This window comes from Oleiagrimonas sp. MCCC 1A03011 (assembly GCF_003267965.1).
GTDB lineage: Bacteria > Pseudomonadota > Gammaproteobacteria > Xanthomonadales > Rhodanobacteraceae > Oleiagrimonas > Oleiagrimonas citrea.
On the sequence record NZ_MSPY01000001.1, the window covers coordinates 324,490 to 347,918 of the forward strand.

Annotated in this window: 22 protein-coding genes; 14 read left to right on the forward strand and 8 right to left on the reverse strand. The window is 61.6% G+C overall.

What is annotated here, in order from left to right; translation table 11 throughout:
- Positions 1-129: 129 nt before the first annotated feature.
- The 5 genes from BTJ49_RS01585 (at position 130) to BTJ49_RS01605 (ending at position 5,660) form a co-directional block, all read left to right on the forward strand.
- Entirely contained in the window at positions 130-1,581 is a 1,452-nt protein-coding gene (locus BTJ49_RS01585) for a lipopolysaccharide biosynthesis protein (RefSeq protein ID WP_113063602.1), read from the forward strand.
- Between the two features lie 16 nt (positions 1,582-1,597).
- Positions 1,598-2,557 (forward strand): glycosyltransferase family 2 protein, encoded by a 960-nt coding sequence (locus BTJ49_RS01590; RefSeq protein ID WP_113063603.1) that lies wholly within the window; start codon positions 1,598-1,600, stop codon positions 2,555-2,557.
- A 450-nt stretch (positions 2,558-3,007) separates the two neighbouring features.
- Entirely contained in the window at positions 3,008-3,730 is a 723-nt protein-coding gene (locus BTJ49_RS15905) for a glycosyltransferase family 4 protein (protein WP_240601684.1), read from the forward strand.
- Positions 3,727-4,650, forward strand: coding sequence for an NAD-dependent epimerase/dehydratase family protein (locus BTJ49_RS01600; protein WP_168184628.1), 924 nt, complete (start codon positions 3,727-3,729; stop codon positions 4,648-4,650). Before BTJ49_RS15905 ends, BTJ49_RS01600 begins: the two co-directional genes overlap by 4 nt.
- Complete coding sequence (locus BTJ49_RS01605; RefSeq protein ID WP_240601685.1) at positions 4,647-5,660, forward strand: glycosyltransferase; 1,014 nt, start codon at positions 4,647-4,649, stop codon at positions 5,658-5,660. Before BTJ49_RS01600 ends, BTJ49_RS01605 begins: the two co-directional genes overlap by 4 nt.
- Here the strand turns inward: BTJ49_RS01605 and BTJ49_RS01610 are convergent, their stop codons facing one another.
- The 3 genes from BTJ49_RS01610 to BTJ49_RS01620 form a co-directional block, all read right to left on the reverse strand.
- Positions 5,661-6,443: a class I SAM-dependent methyltransferase gene (locus BTJ49_RS01610; RefSeq protein ID WP_113063607.1), complete on the reverse strand. Its 783-nt coding sequence runs from the start codon at positions 6,441-6,443 to the stop codon at positions 5,661-5,663.
- Positions 6,444-6,533: 90 nt separating this feature from the next.
- Entirely contained in the window at positions 6,534-7,286 is a 753-nt protein-coding gene (locus BTJ49_RS01615; RefSeq protein WP_113063608.1) for a class I SAM-dependent methyltransferase, read from the reverse strand.
- 5 nt (positions 7,287-7,291) lie between these two features.
- Positions 7,292-8,143, reverse strand: coding sequence for a glycosyltransferase family 2 protein (locus BTJ49_RS01620; protein WP_240601686.1), 852 nt, complete (start codon positions 8,141-8,143; stop codon positions 7,292-7,294).
- 200 nt (positions 8,144-8,343) lie between these two features.
- Between BTJ49_RS01620 and pilB the strand changes: the two genes are divergently transcribed.
- From pilB to coaE, 4 genes are all read left to right on the forward strand, one after another.
- Positions 8,344-10,074 (forward strand): type IV-A pilus assembly ATPase PilB, encoded by a 1,731-nt coding sequence (pilB, locus tag BTJ49_RS01625; RefSeq protein ID WP_113063610.1) that lies wholly within the window; start codon positions 8,344-8,346, stop codon positions 10,072-10,074.
- A gap of 71 nt (positions 10,075-10,145) precedes the next feature.
- Positions 10,146-11,402 carry a type II secretion system F family protein gene (locus BTJ49_RS01630; protein ID WP_113063611.1) on the forward strand — a complete coding sequence of 419 codons (1,257 nt, stop codon included), beginning with the start codon at positions 10,146-10,148 and terminating at the stop codon, positions 11,400-11,402.
- Positions 11,403-11,497: 95 nt separating this feature from the next.
- Positions 11,498-12,373, forward strand: a complete 876-nt coding sequence (locus BTJ49_RS01635; protein ID WP_113063612.1) for an A24 family peptidase — start codon at positions 11,498-11,500, stop codon at positions 12,371-12,373.
- 7 nt (positions 12,374-12,380) lie between these two features.
- On the forward strand, positions 12,381-13,040 hold the full coding sequence (gene coaE / locus BTJ49_RS01640) for a dephospho-CoA kinase (protein WP_240601687.1): 660 nt from the start codon (positions 12,381-12,383) through the stop codon (positions 13,038-13,040).
- On the opposite strand, the gene mutT is transcribed toward coaE, so the two are convergent.
- The 3 genes from mutT to BTJ49_RS01655 form a co-directional block, all read right to left on the reverse strand.
- A complete protein-coding gene (gene mutT, locus BTJ49_RS01645) occupies positions 13,037-13,456 on the reverse strand; it encodes an 8-oxo-dGTP diphosphatase MutT (protein ID WP_240601688.1) in 420 nt (139 codons plus the stop codon). The genes coaE and mutT overlap by 4 nt on opposite strands.
- Complete coding sequence (locus BTJ49_RS01650) at positions 13,449-13,934, reverse strand: dihydrofolate reductase (protein ID WP_113063613.1); 486 nt, start codon at positions 13,932-13,934, stop codon at positions 13,449-13,451. Before BTJ49_RS01650 ends, mutT begins: the two co-directional genes overlap by 8 nt.
- A 106-nt stretch (positions 13,935-14,040) precedes the next feature.
- Positions 14,041-14,835 (reverse strand): thymidylate synthase, encoded by a 795-nt coding sequence (locus tag BTJ49_RS01655; protein WP_113063614.1) that lies wholly within the window; start codon positions 14,833-14,835, stop codon positions 14,041-14,043.
- A gap of 131 nt (positions 14,836-14,966) precedes the next feature.
- Here BTJ49_RS01655 and BTJ49_RS01660 point away from each other — a divergent pair, with 131 nt between their 5' ends.
- Complete coding sequence (locus BTJ49_RS01660) at positions 14,967-15,977, forward strand: TIGR00266 family protein (RefSeq protein ID WP_113063998.1); 1,011 nt, start codon at positions 14,967-14,969, stop codon at positions 15,975-15,977.
- Here BTJ49_RS01660 and lgt read toward each other — a convergent pair whose 3' ends face one another.
- Positions 15,978-16,907: a prolipoprotein diacylglyceryl transferase gene (lgt, locus tag BTJ49_RS01665; RefSeq protein WP_113063615.1), complete on the reverse strand. Its 930-nt coding sequence runs from the start codon at positions 16,905-16,907 to the stop codon at positions 15,978-15,980.
- Positions 16,908-17,063: 156 nt separating this feature from the next.
- Here lgt and BTJ49_RS01670 point away from each other — a divergent pair, with 156 nt between their 5' ends.
- Positions 17,064-19,070 carry a prolyl oligopeptidase family serine peptidase gene (locus BTJ49_RS01670; RefSeq protein WP_113063616.1) on the forward strand — a complete coding sequence of 669 codons (2,007 nt, stop codon included), beginning with the start codon at positions 17,064-17,066 and terminating at the stop codon, positions 19,068-19,070.
- A gap of 75 nt (positions 19,071-19,145) precedes the next feature.
- Here BTJ49_RS01670 and BTJ49_RS01675 read toward each other — a convergent pair whose 3' ends face one another.
- The gene (locus tag BTJ49_RS01675; protein WP_113063617.1) at positions 19,146-19,517 is read right to left on the reverse strand and encodes a diacylglycerol kinase; all 372 of its coding nucleotides are present in this window, start codon (positions 19,515-19,517) and stop codon (positions 19,146-19,148) included.
- Positions 19,518-19,809: 292 nt separating this feature from the next.
- Here BTJ49_RS01675 and BTJ49_RS01680 point away from each other — a divergent pair, with 292 nt between their 5' ends.
- From BTJ49_RS01680 to BTJ49_RS01690, 3 genes are all read left to right on the forward strand, one after another.
- Positions 19,810-21,357, forward strand: coding sequence for an oligopeptide:H+ symporter (locus BTJ49_RS01680; RefSeq protein ID WP_113063618.1), 1,548 nt, complete (start codon positions 19,810-19,812; stop codon positions 21,355-21,357).
- 95 nt (positions 21,358-21,452) lie between these two features.
- Positions 21,453-22,715, forward strand: a complete 1,263-nt coding sequence (locus tag BTJ49_RS01685; protein WP_206098351.1) for an ATP-binding protein — start codon at positions 21,453-21,455, stop codon at positions 22,713-22,715.
- 52 nt (positions 22,716-22,767) lie between these two features.
- Positions 22,768-23,346 carry a response regulator transcription factor gene (locus BTJ49_RS01690; protein WP_113063619.1) on the forward strand — a complete coding sequence of 193 codons (579 nt, stop codon included), beginning with the start codon at positions 22,768-22,770 and terminating at the stop codon, positions 23,344-23,346.
- Positions 23,347-23,429: the final 83 nt, after the last annotated feature.

The window sequence follows — 23,429 nt, forward strand, 5'->3', positions numbered from 1 at the left end:
GGCGACTGCGTGCCGCACACCTGCACTCCACTGCAATATCATGATGCCCAGGACTACATTGAGACCTTTCGGGTACGCGCGGCGACAGTAGCCCGACTTGGTCAAGCCGATATCCACCGAGGAGCTTAGGTGTCTGACTCGCTGAGCACGACCCAGCGCGCCACGATTTGGGCTGGCGCCGACGCCCTGTTTCGCCAGGGCAGCCAATTCGTGTTCGGCATCGTCCTCGCTCGGACTCTACAGCCACAGGCATTCGGACTTTTGGCCGTGATGATGCTGTTCGTGGCGTTCGCTAACGTGCTGGTTGACAGCGGCCTCGGTACCGCGTTGGTCCAGCGCGAAAAAATCGATAACGTAACGGTAAGTACGGCTTTCTGGTTCAATCTCCTCGTCGCCACTGCCGCCGCGGTAGCCATTGCCCTTTTGGCGCCACTAATCGCATCGTTCTACCGAGAACCGGTTCTCGTTCCATTGATGTGGGCCATGGCCGCAAACACATGGCTAACCGGCTTCATTACCGTGCAACGGGCAATGCTCGCTCGTGCCATGGATTTCCGCACACAAACGCTGGCTGCCACGTTTGCAACGGTGATCGCAGGCGGCGTGGCGATCATGCTTGCACTACACGGCTTGGGGGTCTGGGCGCTTGCTACCCAGATCGTGCTCAATACGACACTCAACGCACTGCTGTTGTGGTGGATGCATCCATGGCGCCCCTCACTCACGATGTCCATGCAGCGCCTGAGGGAAATGCTCAGTTTCAGCGGCTTCGTGCTCCTTGCCTCGCTGCTCGACGCCTTTGCTGCTCGCTTCTACACCGTACTGATCGGCCGCATGCAATCTACCCGCGATCTGGGCTATTTCAATCAGGCGGCGAGCATCAAGGACTTTCCGCAACTCACGCTGGGCAACCTGTATGCCAGGTTGGTTTTGCCCATCCTCTCTCGCAATGCAGGAGACCAAGTGGGTCTGCGTATCCGCATGCAACAGGCTCAGGTGACTGCGATGGCAATCAACATCCCGGTTATGCTTGGCCTACTGGTCACGGCACACCCATTGGTATACTTGGTGTTCGGGGCCAAATGGCTGCCATCGGTGCCCATCTTGCGAGTGTTGTGCGGTATCGGATTGCTCTGGCCCATGCATATCAGCAATATCAATCTCATGCTAGCGACTGGGCATCCGAAACTGGCGCTACGCATTGAAGTGGCGAAAAAATCCTTGCTCATCGCCGTGCTTGTGCTGGCCGGCCACTGGGGCATGATGGCCATCGCGTGGGCACTATTGGCGTCATCCATCATTGGACTGGTGTTCAACACGGTCTATTCTGCTCGGCTCGCGGGCTACCCTCTGTACCGGCAGTGCCTGGACCTGCTTCCTTACATAACCCTTGGCACTGCGATGGCCGTTGCAGTATGGATCGTGGACAAACGTCTATCCGGGATAGGCATTGCTATCCGCCTGGGCCTCGATATGGCCACAGGCCTCCTGATTTATGTGGGTTCCAGTCACATTCTGAAGCTGCAAGCCTATCGCCGTGTACGGGACTTGATGATCCTCGCGCTCAAACGAAGCCCATGACGCGGGAGCCATACGCATGAAATCCGTGCCCGTAAAAGTCACCATTTGCATTGTCACGTGTAACCAGCGTGGTTACATCAGTGAATGCATCCAGAGTGTGCTCGACCAGGTCGTGGATGCCAGCGTCAGCATCCTAATCGGCGACGATGCGTCTGAAGACGGAACCAGCGATATCGTGGCAAAGTTCGCCGCCGAACACCCAGAAAAAGTAACGCACCTTCTTCGCTCACCCCGAATGGGGGCGTTTGCAAACATGCGTGACCTGATTGCACGGGCGGATGGTGACTTCATCGCACGCCTGGATGGCGACGACCACTGGCTACCGGGAAAACTAGAAAAGCAGATTGCCTATCTTCGCCATCACCCCGATTGTGCAGCCGTATACACCAATGCATTGACAGTCGATGAGGCAGGCAATCACGTGGGGCTGTTCAACGATATCCGCGATAGAACAATCGACCTGGCCTCAATGCTGCGAAACGGAAATTTCCTCAACAACAGTTCAGTGCTATTCCGACACTCCGGCAAGCAAGCCTGGTCCGAATGCAACACGCAGATTGACTACAGAATCCACCTTTGGCAGGCCCGACATGGCTACCTGGCACTGATTGGAGAACCACTGACCGCTTATCGAGTCAATGCTGCAGGCTCGATGTTGGCCGGAAGCAACGATCGCGTGCGCGACCTCTACTGGGAAGCCATCCTGAGCGTCCCGAGGAACCGTATCAGCGATGCAGATTTCACCGCCGGCCTGGCCAACTTCCTACGCATGATCACATTCCGAAGCATACGCACCCGCAACCCGGAACTTCTCCGAAAATGGATTCCGGTCGTGATCGCACATTCCCCCTGTTCGCGTTCACGCACCCTTTGGCTGGCAATGCTTGCGGTCGCGAAGACGGCCTTGCGCCTAACCTATTTAGGTATCAGACGAACCTTCCAGGGTCGGCGTTACCGTATCCTTCATCCTTGCTAAGACGAACCTCGCAGATTCATGCCTTCAAGCCATGACCCGAAATCATCCGGAAATCCTGTGCGCGTTCTGATGACAAGCACATCCTTTCCGTCGACCCCGGGGGACTGGCGCGGTGTGTTCATCCGTCATTTGACCGAAGCATTGGCGAGGCGCAAAGACATTCATCTTCGGTTATGGGCGCCACCTGGCCCATGCGCTGGCCCCGTGCAACGAAATTCCAACGCGCGTGAAAACATGCGCCTTGCCACACTGATGGAACAGGGAGGCATTGCCCATCTGTTGCGCAACCAACGCGTACGGGGACTCATTGCGGCCATACGCCTCCTACGTGACTTGTATGCTGCATATCGTCGAGATGACGTCGACCTATACCATGTCAACTGGTTGCAATGCGCCATTCCGGTCCCATCGGATGGCCGGCCTGTGGTGGTGACCGTGCTCGGGTCAGACATGCAGTTCATCCGCATACCAGGTATGAAGGCATTGCTCCGGCGCGCTTTTCGCAGTCGAGCCGTTGCTATCTGCCCGAATGCGGGATGGATGCAAACTGAACTCGAAAAGTCTTTCGGAGACATTGCAACCATCCAGCCCGTTCCGTTTGGAATCGATCCACGCTGGTTTGAGATTGACCGGGGCAAAAGTCCCGCACAGCCGCACGAATGGCTGGTAGTCAGCCGCCTGACTCGAGCCAAACTCGGACCACTACTCGAATGGTGTGCTCCCCTGTTTGCGCGAGAAAGTAGGGAACTTCATCTGATCGGCCCGATGCAGGAAAACATCCACTTGCCCGATTGGGTCCGATACCACGGTCCCGCGAGCCCCGAAGACCTGTGCAACCGATGGTTCCCGCGCGCTACCGGCTTGATTACGTTGAGCCGCCATGCAGAAGGTCGCCCCCAGGTCATCCTCGAAGCCATGGCAGCCGGACTCCCCATTATCGCTTCTCGACTTCCAGCCCATGAAGGCCTAGTCCATGACAAACATACCGGTTACATCGTGGACAATCCCGAACAACTCGCCTTATCTGTCCAACGTGCCGAGAGTCACGAAACCACTTATCGCCTGGGGGCTCAAGCGCGAAAAAACGTGCATGAGACTCCGGGAACATGGGACGATACAGCCAAGCATTTCTGCACCATCTACCGCCACCTCCTGGAGAAGTCCTCAACGTGAGTCCTCACGTCATCCTCAGTGGTGCGCGCGGTTTCATGGGAACCCATGTATCGGAGCGCCTTCGTCATCGCGGATACACTCGTACGCTCATTGATCGTGACGGTATCCACCGCGACGGGGAGCCGCGCCGAACAGCGATGCAGCCACTGTCGGTAGACGATTACCGCAATATCCTGGCTGACGCCCATGCCTTCATCTGGATGGCCTGTTCCACGACCCCCAGAAACTCTGAAGGCCACCCTCTCGAAGAACTTGATGGAAACATACGCCCATTCCTGACCATGCTCGATGCATTACAGGAGCATCCAGACTGCCACTTGATCTATATCTCCACGGGTGGAGCAATGTATGGCGATATCCCTGAGGGGATTGCTAACGAAGAGCGGTGCATCAAGCCGAAGTCCTACTACAGCGCCGGCAAGGCCGCCTTGGAACACTTTGCCAGTGCATTTGCCAATCAGACCACTGCGCCCGTAACCATCATCAGGCCATCGAACGTTTATGGTCCCGGACAGCCCTACCGCCCGGGATTCGGAATCATTCCGGCTGCATTCTATGCACTCATGAAAGATCAAGCATTTCCCGTGTGGGGAGACGGTGGCGCAGTTCGCGACTATCTGTATATTGAGGATCTCGTCGACCTCTGCATGCTCGCCCTGGATCATCGCCCGACCGATTCACCCGTGCTTATGCATGCTGCAAGCGCAACCGGAATCCGCCTGGATGCATTGCTGGAAGAGATCGAGTATGTGGCGGGAAAAAAAGTCATTCGAGACATCACTGCCAGCCACTCGGTTGACGTCTCTCGAGTAGTACTTGGCAACGACGAAGCACATAGGCGTCTGGGCTGGTCACCCGTCACATCGCTGCCTGACGGACTCGCGCAAACTTGGGCATGGTTTTCGGAACACTACGCATGACAAACACGCCGGTGTGTTCCATTTGCATCGCGAACTACAACGGTGAGCGCATGCTCACCGAATGTATCGACTCGGTACTTGCGCAGCAAAACGGACCGGACATTGAAATCATCGTGCACGACGACGCGTCTACCGATGAGTCGCTGCATATCCTCGCCAGGTATCCAGACGTTAAGGTTATTGCCAGCCGGGAAAACGTCGGGTTCTGCGTCGCCAACAATCGCATGGTAGAGGTGGCAAGAGGGGAGTTCGTTCTGCTGCTGAACAATGATGCCGCACTCTTCCCCGATGCACTGCATACCTTACTTGACCATGCTCGCACTCATACTGAGTGCGGCATTCTGAGCCTTCCGCAGTACACTTGGAATCGTGGAGAACTAGTTGACCGGGGATGTCTACTGGATCCGTTCTACAACCCCGTTCCCAATGTGCGTGCCAGACGTTTGGATGTGGCGATGGTCGCCGGTGCGTGCCTATGGATCCGGCGATCACTGTGGTGTGACATCGGCGGATTCCCCGCCTGGATGGTATCCCTCGCAGAGGACATGTACCTGTGCTGCGAGGCGCGCCGTCGGGGCCTGTCAGTCCAGGTGCCGAATGCAAGTGGATACAAACACCACCAGGGGCAGAGCCTCGGCGGCAACAAACCCATCCGGGGACGCCTGCACTCAACCTATCGTCGCCGCGCACTCAGTGAATTCAACAAAACCGCCGTCCTGATGCTGTGCACGCCATGGCCATCGCTCGTGGTTATGCTTCCCGTGCACTCGTTGACGCTCATATTTGAAGGACTCATTCTCACCGCCCTTCGCCGGGACTTGAAACTCTTCCAGCGCGTGTACGCAAACACGTTGCTGAGACTGTGGAGAGATCGTGGAAAGCTTCGAGCGCTCAGGCGCGCGCAACGTACTCACTGGCGTTCAGGAAACCATTCATATTTTTCCGCATTTACGCTTGTACCACGCAAACTCGTGTTGTTGTGGCGATATGGCGTCCCCAATCTGCGTTAATCAGAGCGGTTTGCGGAATAGAAAGAAAGGCTCGTCAGGATTAACCCCATAGCGATGTGAATCGACATCAGCCAACAAGTCCTGGTGCGTCTTAACTCGATTTTCCAGCGCTCCCGCCGCAACCAAGCGCGTAAAGATATCTCGCCCAAACAACCTCACATGGTCTTCCTGACCATAGATTTCCCTGCGTGCGTCAGTAAACTTGATACCTGGATCGCTGAACGTATGCTGCAACACCCTGCTATACGGCGTCTGCACAATGGCGCACCCTCCGGGGCGCAGCACGCGAGAAATCTCACGCATCGCCAATCGATCGTCATCGACGTGTTCAAGCACATGGTTGGCAATGACAATATCGAATGACTCCGCCTTGACCGCAATCGAATGTAGATCCATGCAATGGATGTCATCGCCCCCGGGATGAAGATCAGCCTTCACATACAACCGAGGTTGTTGACTGCCGACCAGCTTCGCCAACCGCTTTTCTGGAGCGAAATGCAATATATCGGCGCTGCGGAATTCATCCCATACCCCGCTGGCCCGAAGATATAACAGCAAATGTCTTTCCCGATCATGTGCACCACAGCAAGGACACTCAAACTCATCGAGATCGCTGCCGACTGTTTTCAGTGCCCGCATTGCATTCGGCATGGAACGAGACCCACCACGGTACGGAAGGAATCCACCGCTGGTTTGCCCACATACACAGCAATAACGGTTTTGTGGCGTGAGCCATCGATACCAGACCACTTTAAATAGCTTGAATGCATTCACAGCTTTCATGTACGCCTCGGCCAGAATGGCCCTAACGCCTAGTATTCATGAGTATGGATGGCCCAGCCTGAGCAAATCGGACAGGCGGTGAGGTCGGACTCACGCACCTTCATCCTTTGACAGACGCGATCGGCGCACAGCCTGCATACGGTAAAAGGCCGGCATGAACGTTCCGGCCGGCAACAGCCCAATCAGCTTCCCGAGCACATTCACGATCAAGACCCCTAGCACCAACAGCGGCAACAAAAAAACAAACACCCGATACTTGGTCAGTATGGTCTCCATAATGTCGGCAAGGGCAAGACTTCCCAGCAGCGCAGCCGTTTCCACTGGCTTGAGCTGCCCCTGGAGATACTCCACTTCGAAACCAGCCAGATCCAGGCATGTGATCAAGCCGTGTTCCGTGAAGCGCTGGAAATCGTAGGGAGCATCATGGATCGGGTATATAAACGGGACCCAGATCACCATCTTCCCGCCATCACGCAATACCCGAGCGCATTCGTCCAACGCGCATTGCGGCTCTGGAACATGCTCAAGCACATCTTTCAGCACGACTGCGTCCACGCTTGCCGTAGCAATGGGCAGGTGCCGTGCATCGGCGTACAGATCAGGCCGCGTAGCGTAAAGAGCCAGCGCAGTGTCTGGGTAGTCTAATCCGATGTACTTGATCTCAGAGGAAAAATATCGCCGCAGACGTCCTCCGGCGCAGCCGATGTCCAACACCCGGCCACGCAGTGGCTTGAGTACGCGACCAAGCGCTCGCCGCTCCTCACGCGCACTAAGCAGCCACTGGGGATGAATGGGGAGCATTCGAAAGCGCTTCAGCATCCGGCGAATCAGACGTGCCCGCATGATCGTCAGTCGTTCTTGCGATAGGTCAGAGCCGTAATCTGCTCGGAAACCAGACCTATGAGGAATACGATCACCGACGCGCTCCACAGCAATGTGCTCATATTGGTCAAGCGTCCTTCATGCAAGAAAGTCCATGCATAGTTCAGACACCCCAGCGCAAAGAACACCGCGCTCGCGGGCACAAACAACTTCAACGGCGAATACAGGGTCGCAATCTTGAAGATGATCAACAGAAACCGCAGACCGTCGCGCAGGGGCTTGATGTGGCTGGTCGTGCCGTCACGCTGCGCAACCTTGATCGGGACATAGGCCACGCCGTAGGCGCTGCGAAAGAAGGCCATCGTGCTGGTCGTGGGGTAGCTGAAGCCGTTGGGCAACAGATACAGAAACTGGCGAAACTTGTCCGCACGCACGGCGCGGAAGCCCGAGGTGAGGTCTTCGACACGATGGCCCGTGATGCGGCTGGCCAGCCAGTTGTAGAAGCCGTTCGCCAGGCCGCGGCCGACCCCGGCCTGACCGTCCCAGTCGCGAGCGCCCACGGCCATGTCGTATCCCTCGTCGAGTTTGCCCAGAAGACGCGGGATATCGTTCGGATCATGCTGTCCGTCGGCATCCATGAAGACCAGTATGTCGCCACTCGCGGCACGTGCGCCACGCTTGATGGCCGCGCCGTTGCCCATGGAATACGGCGACGAGAGGCATTGCACGCCATGACGTTCGCAAAGAGCCTCCGTGTCATCGGTGGAACCGTCGTTGACGACAATGATCTCGGCTTCGGGTTGCAGGGCCCTAAGATGCGGCAGCAATTCGGCCAGCGCCGCCGCCTCGTTCTTGGCTGGAAGGATGATGCTGATCAAGAAATTCGCCCCTTGCCGGTTGCCCGGATGATAGCGTGAAGCCACTTCGACCGGTCTGGCCCGGAGGGTCCGACGACCGACCGAGGCCGGAAACGCGACATGGTAGGCCGTTCCGGACACCAAAAGCCGCATCCGGGCTGCCCAAACCGCCGTATTTGCGGTAGATTCGTATCATATTCGGGGGATTACGAAACATTCTTATGGCAACTCAGATGCAGCCCCCGCCGCTCACGGGCTTGACCGGCATGGCCCGGCGGCTGGTTCTCGATGGCGTCCTTCAGGAAGCCGATGCCCGCTCGGCTGCGCAAAACGCGGCCGAGAAAAAGGTGCCGCTGACCAAGTGGCTGATCGAGAAAGGCATGGTCGACAGCGCGCAGATCGCACGCGTGACCAGTGCCGAGTTCGGCATCCCACTGATGGATGCTTCCTCGATTCCGGTCAAGCAGATGCCGCTGTCCAGCGTCAGCGAAGCCCTGATGACGAAACACAAGGTGCTGCCGCTGTTCAAGCGCGGCAAACGCCTTTTCGTCGGCGTATCCGACCCGACCCAGTCGCACGCGCTCGACGAGGTCAAGTTCCATTCCAACTGCATCGTCGAGCCGATCCTCATCGAGAGTCAGCAGCTGGCACGCACCATCGACCACGCGCTGGCCTCCGCCTCGACCACCATGGACGGTCTGGACGACGAGGAGGGACTGGACGAGCTGATGACCGAGTCCGGCGACCTGGAGCCGGCCGACAACTCGGGCGTCGACGCCACCGGCGGCGACGACACGCCGGTCGTGAAGTTCGTCAACAAGGTGCTGCTGGACGCGATTCGTCGCGGCGCCTCGGACATTCACTTCGAACCGTACGAATCCCAGTTCCGCGTGCGCCTGCGCATGGACGGCATCCTGCGCACCTCGGCCAAGGCGCCGATGGCGCTGAGCAGCCGCATTTCCTCGCGACTGAAAGTCATGAGCGGCCTGGACATCGCCGAGCGCCGCGTGCCGCAGGACGGCCGCATCAAGCTCAACCTGTCCAAGACCAAGGCCATCGACTTCCGCGTCAGCACCCTGCCGACCCTGTTTGGCGAGAAGATCGTGCTGCGTATCCTCGACGCGTCCGCGGCCAAGATGGGCATCGACAAGCTCGGCTACGAGGACGACCAGAAGCAGCTGTTCCTCGAAGCCATGCACAAGCCCTATGGCATGGTGCTGGTAACCGGCCCGACCGGCTCGGGCAAGACCGTGTCGCTGTACACCGCGCTCAACATCCTCAACACCGAAGGGCGCAACATCTCCACGGTCGAGGACCCGGTCGAAATCCGCGTCGAGGGCATCAATCAGGTCCAGCAGAACGTCAAGCGCGGCATGACCTTCGCCGCGGCGCTGCGCTCGTTCCTGCGTCAGGATCCGGACGTCATCATGGTCGGCGAAATCCGCGATCTGGAAACCGCCGAGATCGCGATCAAGGCCGCACAGACCGGCCACATGGTGCTGTCGACCCTGCATACCAACGACGCGGCGCAGACCGTGGCGCGCCTGATGAACATGGGCATCGCGCCCTACAACATCACCTCGTCGGTGACGCTGATCATCGCCCAGCGCCTGGGGCGCCGTCTGCACGAGTGCAAGACGCACCTCGAACTGCCGCCCGCCGCACTGCTGGCCGAAGGCTTCAGCCAGGAAGAAATTGACGAAGGGCTGCACATCTACGACGCCAACGGCTGCGATGGCTGCAATGAAGGCTACAAGGGCCGCGTTGGCGTCTATCAGGTGATGCCGATGCTCGAGGATATCCAGAAGATCATCCTCGAAGGCGGCAATGCCATGCAGATTGCGCAGGTCGCGCGCGAAGCCGGCGTCTCCGACCTGTTCACCTCGGCATTGCTGAAGGTCAAGCAGGGCGTCACCAGCCTGGCCGAAATCAATCGTGTGACCAAGGATTAACGACTCCGTCGTCCCGCCCCTGACCCCGGAACGACGGAACCATCGCATAACCAACGTGGAAGAACGTGCCTATGGCTACCGCCACTGCCACCAAAAATGCCGGCGCTTCGCGCGCCAGCGTGAGCAAGCTCACCATGTACGAGTGGGTCGCGCTGGACAAGCGCGGCAAGAAGATGAAGGGCGAGCTGCAGTCGAAGAATGCTTCGCTCGTCAAGGCCGAGCTGCGCCGTCAGGGCATGAACCCGCAGACCGTGCGCGAGAAGCCCAAGCCGCTGTTCGGTTCCACCGGCAGCCGCGTCAAGCCGCGCGACGTGGCCATCTTCAGCCGCCAGATCGCCACCATGATGGCCTCGGGCGTGCCGATGGTGCAGGCCTTCGAGATCATCGCCGGCGGCCAGCGCAATCCGCGCTTCAAGAACATGCTCACGGATATCAAGCAGACCATCGAGGGCGGCTCCACCCTGCATGAAGCGCTGGGCAAGTATCCGATCCAGTTCGATGAGCTGTTCTGCAATCTGGTGCAGGCCGGTGAATCGGCGGGTGTGCTCGATACCGTGCTGGATACGGTGGCCACGTACAAGGAGCGCATGGAGGGCATCAAGTCCAAGATCAAGAAGGCCCTGTTCTATCCGGCCATGGTCATGGCCGTGGCCTTCCTGGTCAGCATGATCATCCTGCTGTTCGTGGTGCCCGTGTTCCAGGATGTGTTCAAGAACGCCGGTGCCGCCCTGCCGGCGGCCACGCAGATCGTCATCAATGCATCGAAGTTCGTGCAGGCCTACTGGTGGCTGATCCTCCTGATCCTGGTGGGCAGCATCGTCGGACTGGTCATGGCCAACAAGCGCTCGCGGAAATTCGCGCACTTCCTCGATCGCATGCTGCTGCGCTTCCCCATCATCGGCAATATTCTTCGCCAGTCGGCACTGGCCCGTTTCGCACGTACGCTGGGCGTGACGTTCCAGGCGGGCGTGCCGCTGGTCGAGGCCATGGACGCCGTGGCCGGCGCCACGGGCAGTATCGTCTACGGAGACGCCGTGCGACAGATGCGCGACGATGTCGCGGTCGGCCATCAGATGCAGCTGGCCATGCGCCAGACCGGTCTGTTCCCGAACATGGTGGTGCAGATGACCGCCATCGGCGAGGAATCCGGCGCGCTGGACAGCATGCTGTTCAAGGTCGCGGAGTTCTACGAAGAAGAGGTCAGCAACGCCGTCGACACGCTGAGCACCCTGCTCGAACCGCTGATCATGGTCGTTCTGGGCGTGATCGTCGGCGGCATGGTGATCTCGCTGTATCTGCCGATCTTCAAACTGGCCGGCACGGTCTGATCGACCGCTCGGACGCATAATCATGAATCACCGGAAGGGGCGAGCATCACTCGCCCCTTCTTGCTTGCAGAACATCAACAGGGGTCCATCACGTCATGCTGCAGCCGCACCTGCTCGCCATCCTTCCATACTGGGCCTGGATCCTGGTCGGTGGCGTGCTCGGCCTGATGGTCGGGAGTTTTCTCAATGTCGTGATGTTGCGCCTGCCCGCGCGCATGGCGCATGCCTGGCGCAGCGAAGCACGCGAAATTCTCGAACTGGAAAACGTCGAGGAGACACCGCCGCCGGATCTGGTGCGCGAACCCTCGCACTGCCCGAAATGCAAGCACCGGCTCTCCGCGCTGGACAACATTCCCCTGTTCGGCTGGCTGCTGCTGGGCGGCCGCTGTCGCTACTGCAAAGCGCGCATCTCGATTCAGTATCCGCTGGTCGAACTACTGACCGCGCTGCTCAGCGCCGCCGTGATCTGGCGCTTCGGACCCGGCTGGGTCGGTCTCGCCGGACTGGCCTTCACCTGGATCCTGATGGCGGCATCGGGCATCGACTTTCGCACCCAACTGCTTCCCGACCAGCTCACGTATCCGCTGCTCTGGCTGGGACTGCTGCTCAGCTTACTGCCGATGTTCGTCCTACCACGGACCGCGATCCTTGCCGCCGCGATCGGCTATCTGAGCCTGTGGAGCCTGTACTGGCTGTTCAAACTGCTGACCGGCAAGGAAGGCATGGGGTACGGCGACTTCAAGCTGCTGGCCGCCCTGGGTGCCTGGATGGGGCCGATGGCGCTGCTGCCGATCATGCTGCTGTCCTCGCTGATTGGCGCCATCGTTGGCGTGAGCCTGATCGCGCTTCGCCGCCACCAACGCGACGTGCCGATGCCGTTCGGCCCGTTCATCGCCGCGGCAGGCTGGGTATGGTTCGTGTTCGGTCCTTGGCTGCTGCATGCCTACATGGCGACATTCGGACTGCGGTGAAACGCGCATGACCCGCAGCGCAACCAGCAATCAACACATGCATGCGCCCCCACACTGGGTCGCCGCGCTGACCGGCGGCGTCGCCGCGGGCAAGAGCGCAGTCGCCGAGTGTTTCGAGCGCCTTGGCGTCGCCGTCTACGATGCCGACGTGGCCGCACGCGACGCGGTTGCACCTGGAAGCGAGGGGTTGCGCGCCATCGTCATCGCCTTCGGCGCCGATGTGCTCGACGCGAACGGCGCACTCGACCGTCGCGCCATGCGTGAGCGCGTGTTCGAGAATGACGCTGCTCGGCAGCAACTGGAGGCCATCGTGCATCCCGCCGTACGCACATGGCTGCGCGACCGCGTGGATGCGGACCAGGGGCCCTACTGCCTCCTGGCGATCCCACTGCTTGCGGAAACCTGGCCGCAGTACGCATGGGTCGACCGCGTGCTGCTGGTCGACACGCCGGACGAAACCCGCCTGCAGCGACTGATGCGGCGCGACGACATCACGCCCGAACTCGCACGCAGCATGCTGGCTTCGCAGACCACTCGCGAGCGCCGCCTCGAACTCGCCGACGATGTCGTCGACAATGCCGGCACACCGGCGGAACTGGACGACCAGGTACGTGCACTGCACGAGCGCTATCTGCGGCTCGCTGCGGAGAAAGGCGAGAAGTCCTAATCCACCGACTCGGCCAGCAGCGCCATGATCGGCCGGTCGGCCGGCGTCAGTTGCTCGCGATCGAACGTTCTCGCGTCGACCCATTGCAGCGCCTGACCCTCGCAGGAACGCGGCTCGCCGTCCCAGTGCGTCACGCGCAGAGTCTCCAGATCCAGCTGCTTGTCGCCGTAACGCCAGGGAAATCGCGTCAACACCTCGCCGAGTTCGGCGTGGATGCCGAGCTCTTCGTGCAGTTCGCGCGCCAGCGCCTGGGCGGCACTCTCGCCGGGTTCGGCCTTTCCGCCGGGGAATTCCCAGAGACCTTCCAGCGACTTGCCCGGTGGACGCTGCGCCAGCAGCACGCGCCCCTGTCCATCGTTCAAGACGCCGGCGACGACGTGAATCGTCTCCGGCGTCGTTTCCAGCACGTCACTCACGCACGTATTCAACCGTGTCGAACGCGAAGGCATGGTTCTCGTCCTTGCGATGATGAACGCGCGAGACTTCCACCCAATCGCGGAAATTGACGCGCGGGAAGAATACGTCGCCGCCGTCGATATGGGTATCGACCCAGGTCAGATAGAGGCGCTGTGCGAACGGCAGCGTCTCGCGGTAGACCTCGCCACCGCCGATCACCATCAGTCCTGTACCCCCGGCCAGCGCTTGGGCCTCGGGCAGCGAGCGCACCGTCTCCTGCCCCGGGAACGGCGCACTGTGGCGCCGGCTGAGTACCAGATTGCTGCGGTCAGGCAGCGTGCGGCCGATTGAGACCGCTGTGTTGTAGCCCATCAGCACGTACTTGCCGACGGTCAGTTCCTTGAACCGCTTCAGGTCGTCCGGCAGATGCCACGGCATCTTGCCGTCCTTGCCGATCACGCTGTCGTTGTCCAGCGCTGCAATCAGGGAAATGGACATGGATTCTCCTGCAATGGAATGGAAAGCGGCACGCGCCGCGTCCGAATGCTGCGTGCAAGTTTACGTCCGAACGCGGACAGCGCCTACCGCACCATGAAGTCGTCGTTCACACCGCCACCACGGCCTTGATGGCCGGATGCGGTTCGTACCCCTCGAACTGCACGTCCTCGAAGCGGAAATCGCCGAGCGCGCGAACCTGCGGCGCCAGTTTCAACCGGGGCAGCGGTCGCGGCGTGCGGGTCAGCTGCTCGCGTGCCTGCTCGACGTGATTGGAATACAGATGCGCATCGCCAAGCGTGTGCACAAAGTCACCCACCTCCAGTCCGGTGACCTGGGCCACCATGTGCGTGAGCAGCGCATAGCTGGCGATGTTGAACGGCACGCCCAGGAAAATATCGCCCGAACGCTGGTACAACTGACAGGACAGCCGCCCCTCCGCGACGTAGAACTGGAACATCGTGTGGCACGGCATCAGCGCCATCTTCGGCAAGTCACCGACATTCCAAGCGGACACGATCAGACGCCGCGAATCCGGATTGCGGGCGATCTCGCGCACCACCCAGTCGATCTGGTCGACCACCTGTCCATTGGCGGCGGTCCAGGCACGCCACTGCCTGCCGTAGATCGGGCCGAGATCGCCGTTCTCGTCGGCCCACTCGTCCCAGATACGCACCCCGTGCTCCTTCAGGTAGGCGATATTGGTGTCGCCGCGCAGGAACCAGATCAGTTCGTGGACGATGGACTTCAGATGCAGTTTCTTGGTCGTGACCAGCGGAAAACCCTGCCGCAGGTCGAAGCGCATCTGCCAGCCGAACACGCTGCGCGTTCCGGTGCCGGTGCGATCCGACTTGGGCGTGCCGTGATCAAGGACATGGCGTAGAAGATCGAGGTAGGTCTGCATGCCGCAAGGATAGCCCAAGCGCAGCGTCCGGTCGCGAGCGAGGGAAACGCCGGGGCATGACGAGCGTCACTCGAATGTGCCCCTTGCCCCGCCTAGAATCGAGGGTCTCCACTCCCGCACAAGGAATGCACATGGCCCAGTGGTTTTTCAGCTACAACGGCGAACAGGTCGGCCCGATGGACGATGCCGCCGCCCGCGAACAGGCGGCCCGCCGCCCCGAAGGACACTGCTGGCGCGAAGGCTTCGGCGCCTGGCAGCGCATTGCCGACACGCCCGAACTGCGCACCGGCGGCAGCGCCATCGCGCCCCCTGCCGCTCCGCCGCCGATGGCAACCGGCAGTGCCGACGAGATCGACTACCGCATCGTCGGCACTGACATGCAGTTCGTCGAGATCGAGCTGGACCCGGGCGAAAGCGCCGTCGCCGAGGCCGGTGCGCTCATGTACAAGGACGCAGCCGTGAACATGGACACCGTGTTCGGCGACGGATCGCACAGCGGCCAGGGCGGCGGCTTCATGGACAAGCTGCTGTCGGCCGGCAAGCGCGTGGTCACCGGCGAGAGCCTGTTCACCACCGTGTTCACGCACGGCGGCGCGGGCAAGGCGCACGTGGCCTTCGCCGCGCCCTACCCCGGCACCGTGATGGCGATGAGACTGTCCGAGCACGGCGGCCGCCTGATTTGCCAGAAGGACAGCTTCCTGGCCGGCGCGCGCGGTGTGCAGCTGGGCATCTTCTTCCAGCGCCGCATCCTCACCGGCCTGTTCGGCGGCGAGGGTTTCATCATGCAGAAACTGGAAGGCGACGGCTGGGTCTTCGTCCATGCCGGCGGCACCGTGATCGAGCGTGAGCTGAAAGCCGGCGAGCGCCTGGACGTGGACACCGGCTGCGTCGTCGCCTTCCACGACACCGTGAGCATGGACGTGCGCACCGTCGGCGGCATCAAGAGCATGCTGTTCGGCGGCGAGGGCATGTTCCTGGCCACGCTGACCGGTCCCGGCAAGGTCTGGCTGCAGTCGCTGCCGTTCTCGCGCATGGCCGGCCGCATGCTCGCCGCCGCGCCGCAGGGCGGCGGCGAACGGCGAGGCGAAGGTTCGATTCTCGGCGGTCTCGGCGACCTGCTCGGCGGCGACCGCAACTTCTGATCAGGACTTCTCGGCGTCGGGCTTCGTTTCCGCCTGCACGACCCGGCGCTCCGGAACCGGCGCCCGACGCGAGAGCCACAGCAGCCACAGGCCGACCAGCACCAGCGGCACGGACTGCACCTGCCCCATCGTGACCCAGTTCGTGCCGAACAAATAGCCAGGCAAGCCATGATGGCCGAACTGCGGATCCGGCATGCGCACGAATTCAACCGCGATACGGAAGCAGCCGTACATCAGCGCGAACAATCCGGAAATGCGGAACCGCGGCCGCGGCTTGCGCGAGTACAGGTACAGCACGGTGAACATCACCACGCCCTCCAGCAGCAGTTCGTACAGCTGCGAGGGATGCCGCGGCAGCATGCCGTAGCGCTGCCAAGTCGCCTGCCAGCCCGGATGATGAACCAGGAACTCCAGATCCTCATTGCGCGCATCCGGAAACATGACCGCCCACGGCAGGTGGGTCGGCTTGCCCCACAGTTCGCCGTTGATGAAATTGCCCAGCCGCCCCAGTCCCAGACCGATCGGCACCAGCGGCGCGACGAAATCGACCGTGTCCATGGGATGCACCTTGTGGCGGCGCGACCACCACCAGCCGGCCAGCAGTACACCGAGCAGCCCGCCGTGGAACGACATGCCGCCGTCCCAGATGCGGAACAGCGCCAGCGGGTCGGTCCACAGCCAGTCCGCCGGGCGGTAGTAGGTCGCCATGTACCAGATGCGCCCACCGGCGATCACGCCCATCATCAGGAAGAACAGCAGATCGCTGTAGGCGTTGGCGCTGACCGGCAGGAACCCTCTGCGACGGCGGCGTTCGCCGAGGAACCAGGCAGCGGCGAATCCCAGCAGGTACATCAATCCGTACCAGTGCACCTGAAGAGGCCCCAGACGCAGGGCAACCGGATCGATGTGGTCAACGAAGGGTTGAATCATGGACGAGAAATCCGCGCGCAAAGCACAAGTTTAGCGACGTTGACGCACGAAGCCAGTCCCGACCGACGCGCACGCCGGAAGCTACCCCCGGTCGAGGCTATAATGCGCGCGGGGGTGAGCTTGTTTCAAAATCATTGGGGGTAGGGGGGGGAATCCATGCAACTGCGTTTTCTGCGCCTTCTAGCCGCATGTGCCTGCGGCCTGTACTTTACCGGCACCGGCGCCGCCCAGGCCTTCCCGTCCAGCGCGACGATTCCGCTGAAAGACTTCGCGCGACACCCCGGACTCAGCGACCCGGTGCTGTCGCCCGACGGCAAGTACCTCGCCGTTCGAACCGATGATCCTGACGGCACGCATCACTCGGTCGTGGTCTACCGACTGGCCGACATGCACGTCATCAGCATCCTGAAGATGCCGCAGTACGAACTGCCCCTGGACATCACCTGGGTCAGCGCAACGCGTCTGGTCATCACCAAGGGCAAGGCCATGGGTTCGATCGGCAAGCCCATCAATCTCGGCCAGATCATCGCCTCCGACTACGACGGCAAGAACCAGCGCTACCTCTACGGCTACGACGCCAAGGGCAAACGCGCGGCCAATCGCGCGCGCGATGAGGGCTTCGGTACGCTCGCGGGTCTTCCCGACAAACCGAACGATCACTTCTATATGGACGTCTCGTTGTGGGACAACGAGAACATCAGCTCGATCTACAACGTCAATGCGGCGCGGAACACGCGCCATCTGGTCTCCGACATCGACCAAGGCGGCATGAATTTCCTGATCGACAAGGCGGGTCAGGCCACCTACGCCTTCGGCGTCAACACACAACAGGATTTCCGCGCCTTCCGCAACATCGACGGCCACTGGACTCCGTTGCCGGATAAGCTCGTGGGATCGCACTTCAAACCGTTCGCGTACACCCCGGACGAGAAGAAGATCTATGCCTACTCCAGCAAGGATGGCGGCCCATACCGCCTGATCCAGGCCGACGCGGACGCCAGCCATCCGGTTACCTTGACCGCCGACCCGTTCGCCAGTTTCGGCGGCTCGCAATGGTCGCCACCGCCCTACAAGCTGTTCGCGGTGACCAACCTCACCGGCATCCCCAAGGCGCACTTCCTGCAGCCGCAACTGCCCTCGGCCAAGCTGTACAAGGCGCTGAGCAAGGCGTTCCCCGGGCAGTACGTCAACTTCATCGCCTTCAGCCAGGACGGCATGACCCTGCTGTTCTCGACGCTCAGTGATCGCAATCCGGGTTCGTACTATCTGCTCGACCGGCACCACAACAAGGTGCGCAAGCTGTTCGATGCCGCGCCGTGGATCCATCCGCAGCAGATGTCCGAGCGCCGCTCGTTCCGCTTCAAGGCCAGCGACGGCTTGATGCTCGAAGGCATCCTGACCCTGCCCAAAGGCCGCAACCCGTTGAACCTGCCAATGATCCTGCTCCCGCACGGCGGACCGTACGGCATCCACGACGACTGGCTGTTCACCGATGGTGCGTGGGACGCGCAAATGCTCGCCAGCCGCGGCTATCTGGTGCTGCAGGTCAACTTCCGCGGCTCGGGCGGACGCGGCCCGGCCTTCGAGCAGGCCGGCTACATGAAGTGGGGTACCCGCATTCAGCAGGACCTGATCGACGGCGTGAAATGGGCCATCGCCAAGCAGTACGCCGATCCGAATCGCATCTGCGTGTACGGCGCCAGCTTCGGTGGCTACTCTGCGATGATGACCGTGGTGCGCGCACCCAAGCTGTTCAAGTGCGCCATCGGCTACGCGGGTGTCTACGACCTGGACATGCTGTACCACAAGGGCGACATCCGCTATCTCCGCAGCGGGCGCAACTACCTGCACATGGTGATCGGCGACGATCCGAACGCGCTGGAGAACAACTCCCCGGTCGCCCAGGCGGGCAAGATCGATGTTCCCGTGCTGCTGGTCCACGGCAAGGACGACACCCGCGCGCCCTACGCCGGCGCCAAGGAAATGCGCGACGCGCTGGAGAAGGCAGGAAAGCACGTCGAGTGGATGGCCAAGTCCGGAGAGGGCCATGGCTTCTACGACGAACAGAACAACATCGATTTGTTCACCAAGATGCTCGCCTTCCTGAAGACGAACATCGGCCCCGGTGCACCGGTGGCCAAGCCGGCGCAGGCATCGAACTGAGATCGGTTCACCCGCATCCGGATATGAAAAAGGCCCGCTCACGCGGGCCTTTTTCATGATTCGCGGAACTGCGGTTCAGAACAGGCGCGGTCCGAGCAGCAGCCCCCAGCACAGCGCGACCAGCAGCATCAGCAGGAAGACCGCCGCCGACCCCATGTCCTTGGCGCGTCCGGCCAACTCGTGGAATTCCGGGCTGACCTTGTCGACGACCGCCTCGATGCCCGAATTCAGCAACTCCGCGCTCATCACCATCAAAGGCGTGCCGGCCAGCAGGATCTTCTCGACCGCGCCGTTACCCAGCCACAGGCCGAGCGGGATCAGCACCAGGGACAGGTACAGCTCCAGCCGGAACGAGGCCTCGTGCCGATAAGCCGCGGACAACCCCTTCGCCGACCAGGTAAAGGCTTTCCAGATTTGTCGCGGACCGCGTGATTCGGTGCTGGCCATGGTTCGTTTCCCGATTTGCACAAGTGGGAACGAGCGCTCGCGCAACCGCGCCAGACGCTGACAGCGACACACGGTCCGCAGCACGTTCCCGTAAGCGCGGCATGATGCCATACGCATCCGGGATCACGCCTCGATCGGCGCACTTTGCCATGCTGCACCGCATCAAGGAAGCGCGTGCCGATCAGGTACTCTTGAGGAAATGTGCCTCGCAGAAGGCACGATACGAAAGCACGACATTGGGGAGGCGGCTGCGCGCCGTCAGGGTTCAACTGACCGTCACAGCGGAAACATTATGAGCAACGCACCACAAGCACCTGTTTCGCAAACACGCTCGTTCACGACCGTGTTCCTGATCGAGATGTGGGAGCGCTTCGGCTACTACGGTATGCAGGCGCTGATCATCTACTACATGGTCCAGCGTCTCGGCTTCGCCGACGATCGCGCCAATCTGACCTGGAGCGCCGCCGCCGCCCTGATCTACGTCGCTCCCGCCATCGGCGGCTGGGTCGGCGACAAGATTCTCGGCACCCGCCGCACCATGCTGCTGGGCGCCACCATCCTCGCCGCCGGCTACGCGCTGATGGCCGTACCCACCGAAAGCGTGTGGTTCCTGTATTTCGCGCTGGGCGTGATCGTGGTCGGCAACGGCCTGTTCAAGCCCAACGCCGGCAACCTGGTGCGCAAGATCTACGAGGGCGACGATTCCAAGATCGACAGCGCCTTCACCATCTACTACATGGCGGTCAACATTGGCTCGACCATCTCGATGCTGCTGACGCCCTGGATCAAGGACTACGTCAACGACACCTGGGGCCACGAACTGGGCTGGCACGCCGCCTTTGCGGTCTGCTGCTTCGGCCTGCTCCTGGGCCTGCTGAACTACTCCTTCATGCGCCTGACCATGAGCCATGTCGGCTCGCCGGCGGACGACAAGCCGGTGCAGTGGAGCAAACTCGGCGCGGTGCTCGGCCTGAGCGCGCTGGCGGTGCTGGCCGCGGCCGTCATCCTCAACTACGAGGGCGTCGCGCGCGCCTTCGTGATTCTCGCCGGCATCGTGGTCGCCGCGATCTTCATCTACCTGATCGTGATCGGCAAGAAGAACGAGCGACCGGGCCTGATCGCCGCGCTGGTGCTGACCGTGCAGACGGTGTTCTTCTTCGTCTTCTACCAGCAGATGTCGACCTCGCTGAATCTGTTCGCGCTGCGCAACGTCGACTGGAGCTTCAATCTGTTCGGCGCCCATCTGTGGACCTGGAAACCGGCGCAGTTCCAGTCCTTCAATCCGATCTGGATCATGGTCCTCAGCCCGATCCTGGCGTGGCTGTATACCAGCGCCGGCAACAAGGGCAAGGATCTGTCCATCGCCGCCAAGTTCGCCCTCGGCTTCGCCGCGGTGGCGATCGGCTTTTTCATCTACAGCGCCGCGCCGCACTTCACCACGCAGCCGGGCAAGGCCAGCTCCTGGATCATGGTCTGGGGCTACGGCTTCTCCTCGCTGGGCGAATTGCTCGTGAGCGGCCTGGGTCTGGCCATGATCGCCCGCTACGTGCCGGCGCGCATGGGCGGCTTCATGATGGGCGCGTACTTCGTGGCCTCGGGCATCTCGCAGTACCTGGGCGGCGTCGTGGCGAACTACGCCAGCGTGCCCAGAGACATCACCGAGCCGCTGCAGACCATGCCCATCTACACCAACCTGTTCTTCAAGCTGGGCGTGGCCGGCGTGATCTGCACCCTGATCGCGCTGTCCGTGCTGCCACTGATGCGCAAGCTCAACATGCAGCATCACGAGCACAACATCGCCACCGATACCGGCATGCCGACGATCGGCTCGGAAGAGTAAGTTCGAGGCAATACGCTTCGCGAAGGGCCGCCGGTACATCCGGCGGCCTTTTTCTTTTGCGCTAGGATGAAGCCGCTTCCAACAGGCGAATCTCCGTGCACTCCCATTCCAACGCTCTGCGCACCGGACCGCGCGCACTGGCCCGCTCCCTGGCCTGGCTGCGGATCTCAGCCATCGCCGGCCAGTGCATCTGCATCTTCATCGTCTACCTGTGGCTGGACATGGCGATCCCGCTGCTGGCGCTGCTGATCGGTGTCGGCGCACTGGCCATCTTCGCCGTCTTCGCCGCCTGGCGCCTGCAGCGCACCTGGCCGCTGAGCGAACTGGAATGCGTCGGCCACATCCTCGTCGACACCCTCGTGCTGAGCTACCTGCTGTACCTGACCGGCGGCGCGAGCAATCCGTTCATCACCCTGATGCTGGTGCCAATCGGACTCAGCGCGGCGGCGCTGTCCACCGGCGCCGTGCTGGGCGTGGCGGTGATCTGCGGACTGGCCTACCTGGTTCTGCTGCTGTGGTCGATGCCGCTGCCGCCAATCCACACCTACGGCTTCACCGATTTCCGCCTGCTGGTCGCCGGCATGGTGATGAACTTCATCATCATGGCGTTGCTGCTGGGCGTGTTCATCTCGCGGCTGGCGCAGGCGCTACGCGATCAGCAGGGCGAGGTGCAGCGTATCCGCGAACGTGCGCTACGCGACGAAGGCATCCTCGCCATCGCCACCCAGGCCGCCAGTGCCGCGCACGAGATGAACACGCCGCTCTCGACCATGCGCACCCTGCTGCCCGAACTGCGCCGCGAGCACACCGACGATGCACAGCTCAACGAGGACCTGGAGCTGCTGCAGTCGCAGGTCGAGCGCTGCCGCGACAGCCTGCGCGAGATGGTCAGCTTCGGCAAGGCGCAACTGTCGCAGTCCCCGGAAAAGGTGAGCATGCAGCGCTTCGTGCAGGACTGTCTGCAGCGCTTCCGCCTGTTGCGCCCGGAGACCGATGTGCAACTCACGCTGAAAGCGCCGCCCGAATTCATCCTGCACATGCAGCCCGGCCTGTGCCACGCGCTGATCAATCTGCTCAACAACGCCGCCGACGCGTCCGCCAGCACGGGACACGACGAAGTGTTCCTCGATGCACGCATCAACGGCCCCTGGTTCGAGCTCGCCGTGCGCGATCACGGTCCCGGCTTCGCCGATCTCGACACCCTGACTGGACTGGGCTACACCCAGAAGCAGACTGGCCTGGGCCTAGGCCTGGCGCTGGCCGAGGCGACCGCCGAACGCATGGACGGCGAACTCGTCGCGCACAACGTGGACGGAGGCGGCGAAATCCGTCTGCGCCTGCCGATTTCGGTCTACTGAAGCCGCACAAGCAACGGCAACTGCACACGCATCCGGTACACTTTCCGCCATCATGAATGCTTCCGACGCCAAACTGCTCATCGTCGACGACGACGTCACTTTTGCCCGCGTGCTCGCCCGCGCGCTCGCCTCGCGCGGCTTCCAGATCGAGATCGCCCACGATACCGACGATGCTCTGGCACAGGTGCAGCGCCTGCAGCCGGACTACTGCGTGCTGGACCTGAAGCTGGGCGAGCAGAGCGGATTGCAGCTGATTCCGCAATTGCGCCGTCAGGCACCGGGCATGCGCATCCTGCTGCTGACCGGCTACGCTTCCATCGCCACGGCCGTGGAAGCGATCAAGCGCGGCGCGCATGACTACCTGTCCAAGCCGGTCGACGCCGATGCGGTTGTCCGCGCATTGACGGGCGGGCAGCAGGAAAACCACGGCGAGAACGACGATCTTGTCGGCACGACCTCCGGCCCGCTGCCGCTGCGCCGCCTGGAATGGGAACACATCCAGCGCGTGCTCAACGAGTGCGAAGGCAACATCTCCGAGACCGCTCGCCGGCTCGGCATGCATCGCCGCACGCTGCAACGAAAGCTCGCCAAGCACCCTGTTCGCGAGCGGCCGCACGAACGCGACGAATGAACCTCAGCCGCACGCGCTGACGCGATCCAGACGCACGATCTGCTCGGCATCCAGTTTCAGCTGCGTCGCACCCGCCAATCCTG

Coding starts and splice junctions, on each gene's coding strand:
- pilB (WP_113063610.1), top strand. CDS start 8,344: ATGGCAACTCAGATGCAGCCCCCGCCGCTCACGGGCTTGACCGGCATG.
- BTJ49_RS01690 (WP_113063619.1), top strand. CDS start 22,768: ATGAATGCTTCCGACGCCAAACTGCTCATCGTCGACGACGACGTCACT.
- BTJ49_RS01650 (WP_113063613.1), bottom strand. CDS start 13,934: ATGTCCATTTCCCTGATTGCAGCGCTGGACAACGACAGCGTGATCGGC.
- BTJ49_RS01635 (WP_113063612.1), top strand. CDS start 11,498: ATGCTGCAGCCGCACCTGCTCGCCATCCTTCCATACTGGGCCTGGATC.
- BTJ49_RS01605 (WP_240601685.1), top strand. CDS start 4,647: ATGACAAACACGCCGGTGTGTTCCATTTGCATCGCGAACTACAACGGT.
- coaE (WP_240601687.1), top strand. CDS start 12,381: ATGACCCGCAGCGCAACCAGCAATCAACACATGCATGCGCCCCCACAC.
- BTJ49_RS01590 (WP_113063603.1), top strand. CDS start 1,598: ATGAAATCCGTGCCCGTAAAAGTCACCATTTGCATTGTCACGTGTAAC.
- BTJ49_RS01675 (WP_113063617.1), bottom strand. CDS start 19,517: ATGGCCAGCACCGAATCACGCGGTCCGCGACAAATCTGGAAAGCCTTT.
- BTJ49_RS01670 (WP_113063616.1), top strand. CDS start 17,064: ATGCAACTGCGTTTTCTGCGCCTTCTAGCCGCATGTGCCTGCGGCCTG.
- BTJ49_RS01680 (WP_113063618.1), top strand. CDS start 19,810: ATGAGCAACGCACCACAAGCACCTGTTTCGCAAACACGCTCGTTCACG.
- BTJ49_RS01660 (WP_113063998.1), top strand. CDS start 14,967: ATGGCCCAGTGGTTTTTCAGCTACAACGGCGAACAGGTCGGCCCGATG.
- BTJ49_RS15905 (WP_240601684.1), top strand. CDS start 3,008: ATGCAGTTCATCCGCATACCAGGTATGAAGGCATTGCTCCGGCGCGCT.
- BTJ49_RS01655 (WP_113063614.1), bottom strand. CDS start 14,835: ATGCAGACCTACCTCGATCTTCTACGCCATGTCCTTGATCACGGCACG.
- BTJ49_RS01610 (WP_113063607.1), bottom strand. CDS start 6,443: ATGAAAGCTGTGAATGCATTCAAGCTATTTAAAGTGGTCTGGTATCGA.
- BTJ49_RS01615 (WP_113063608.1), bottom strand. CDS start 7,286: ATGCGGGCACGTCTGATTCGCCGGATGCTGAAGCGCTTTCGAATGCTC.
- lgt (WP_113063615.1), bottom strand. CDS start 16,907: ATGATTCAACCCTTCGTTGACCACATCGATCCGGTTGCCCTGCGTCTG.
- BTJ49_RS01630 (WP_113063611.1), top strand. CDS start 10,146: ATGGCTACCGCCACTGCCACCAAAAATGCCGGCGCTTCGCGCGCCAGC.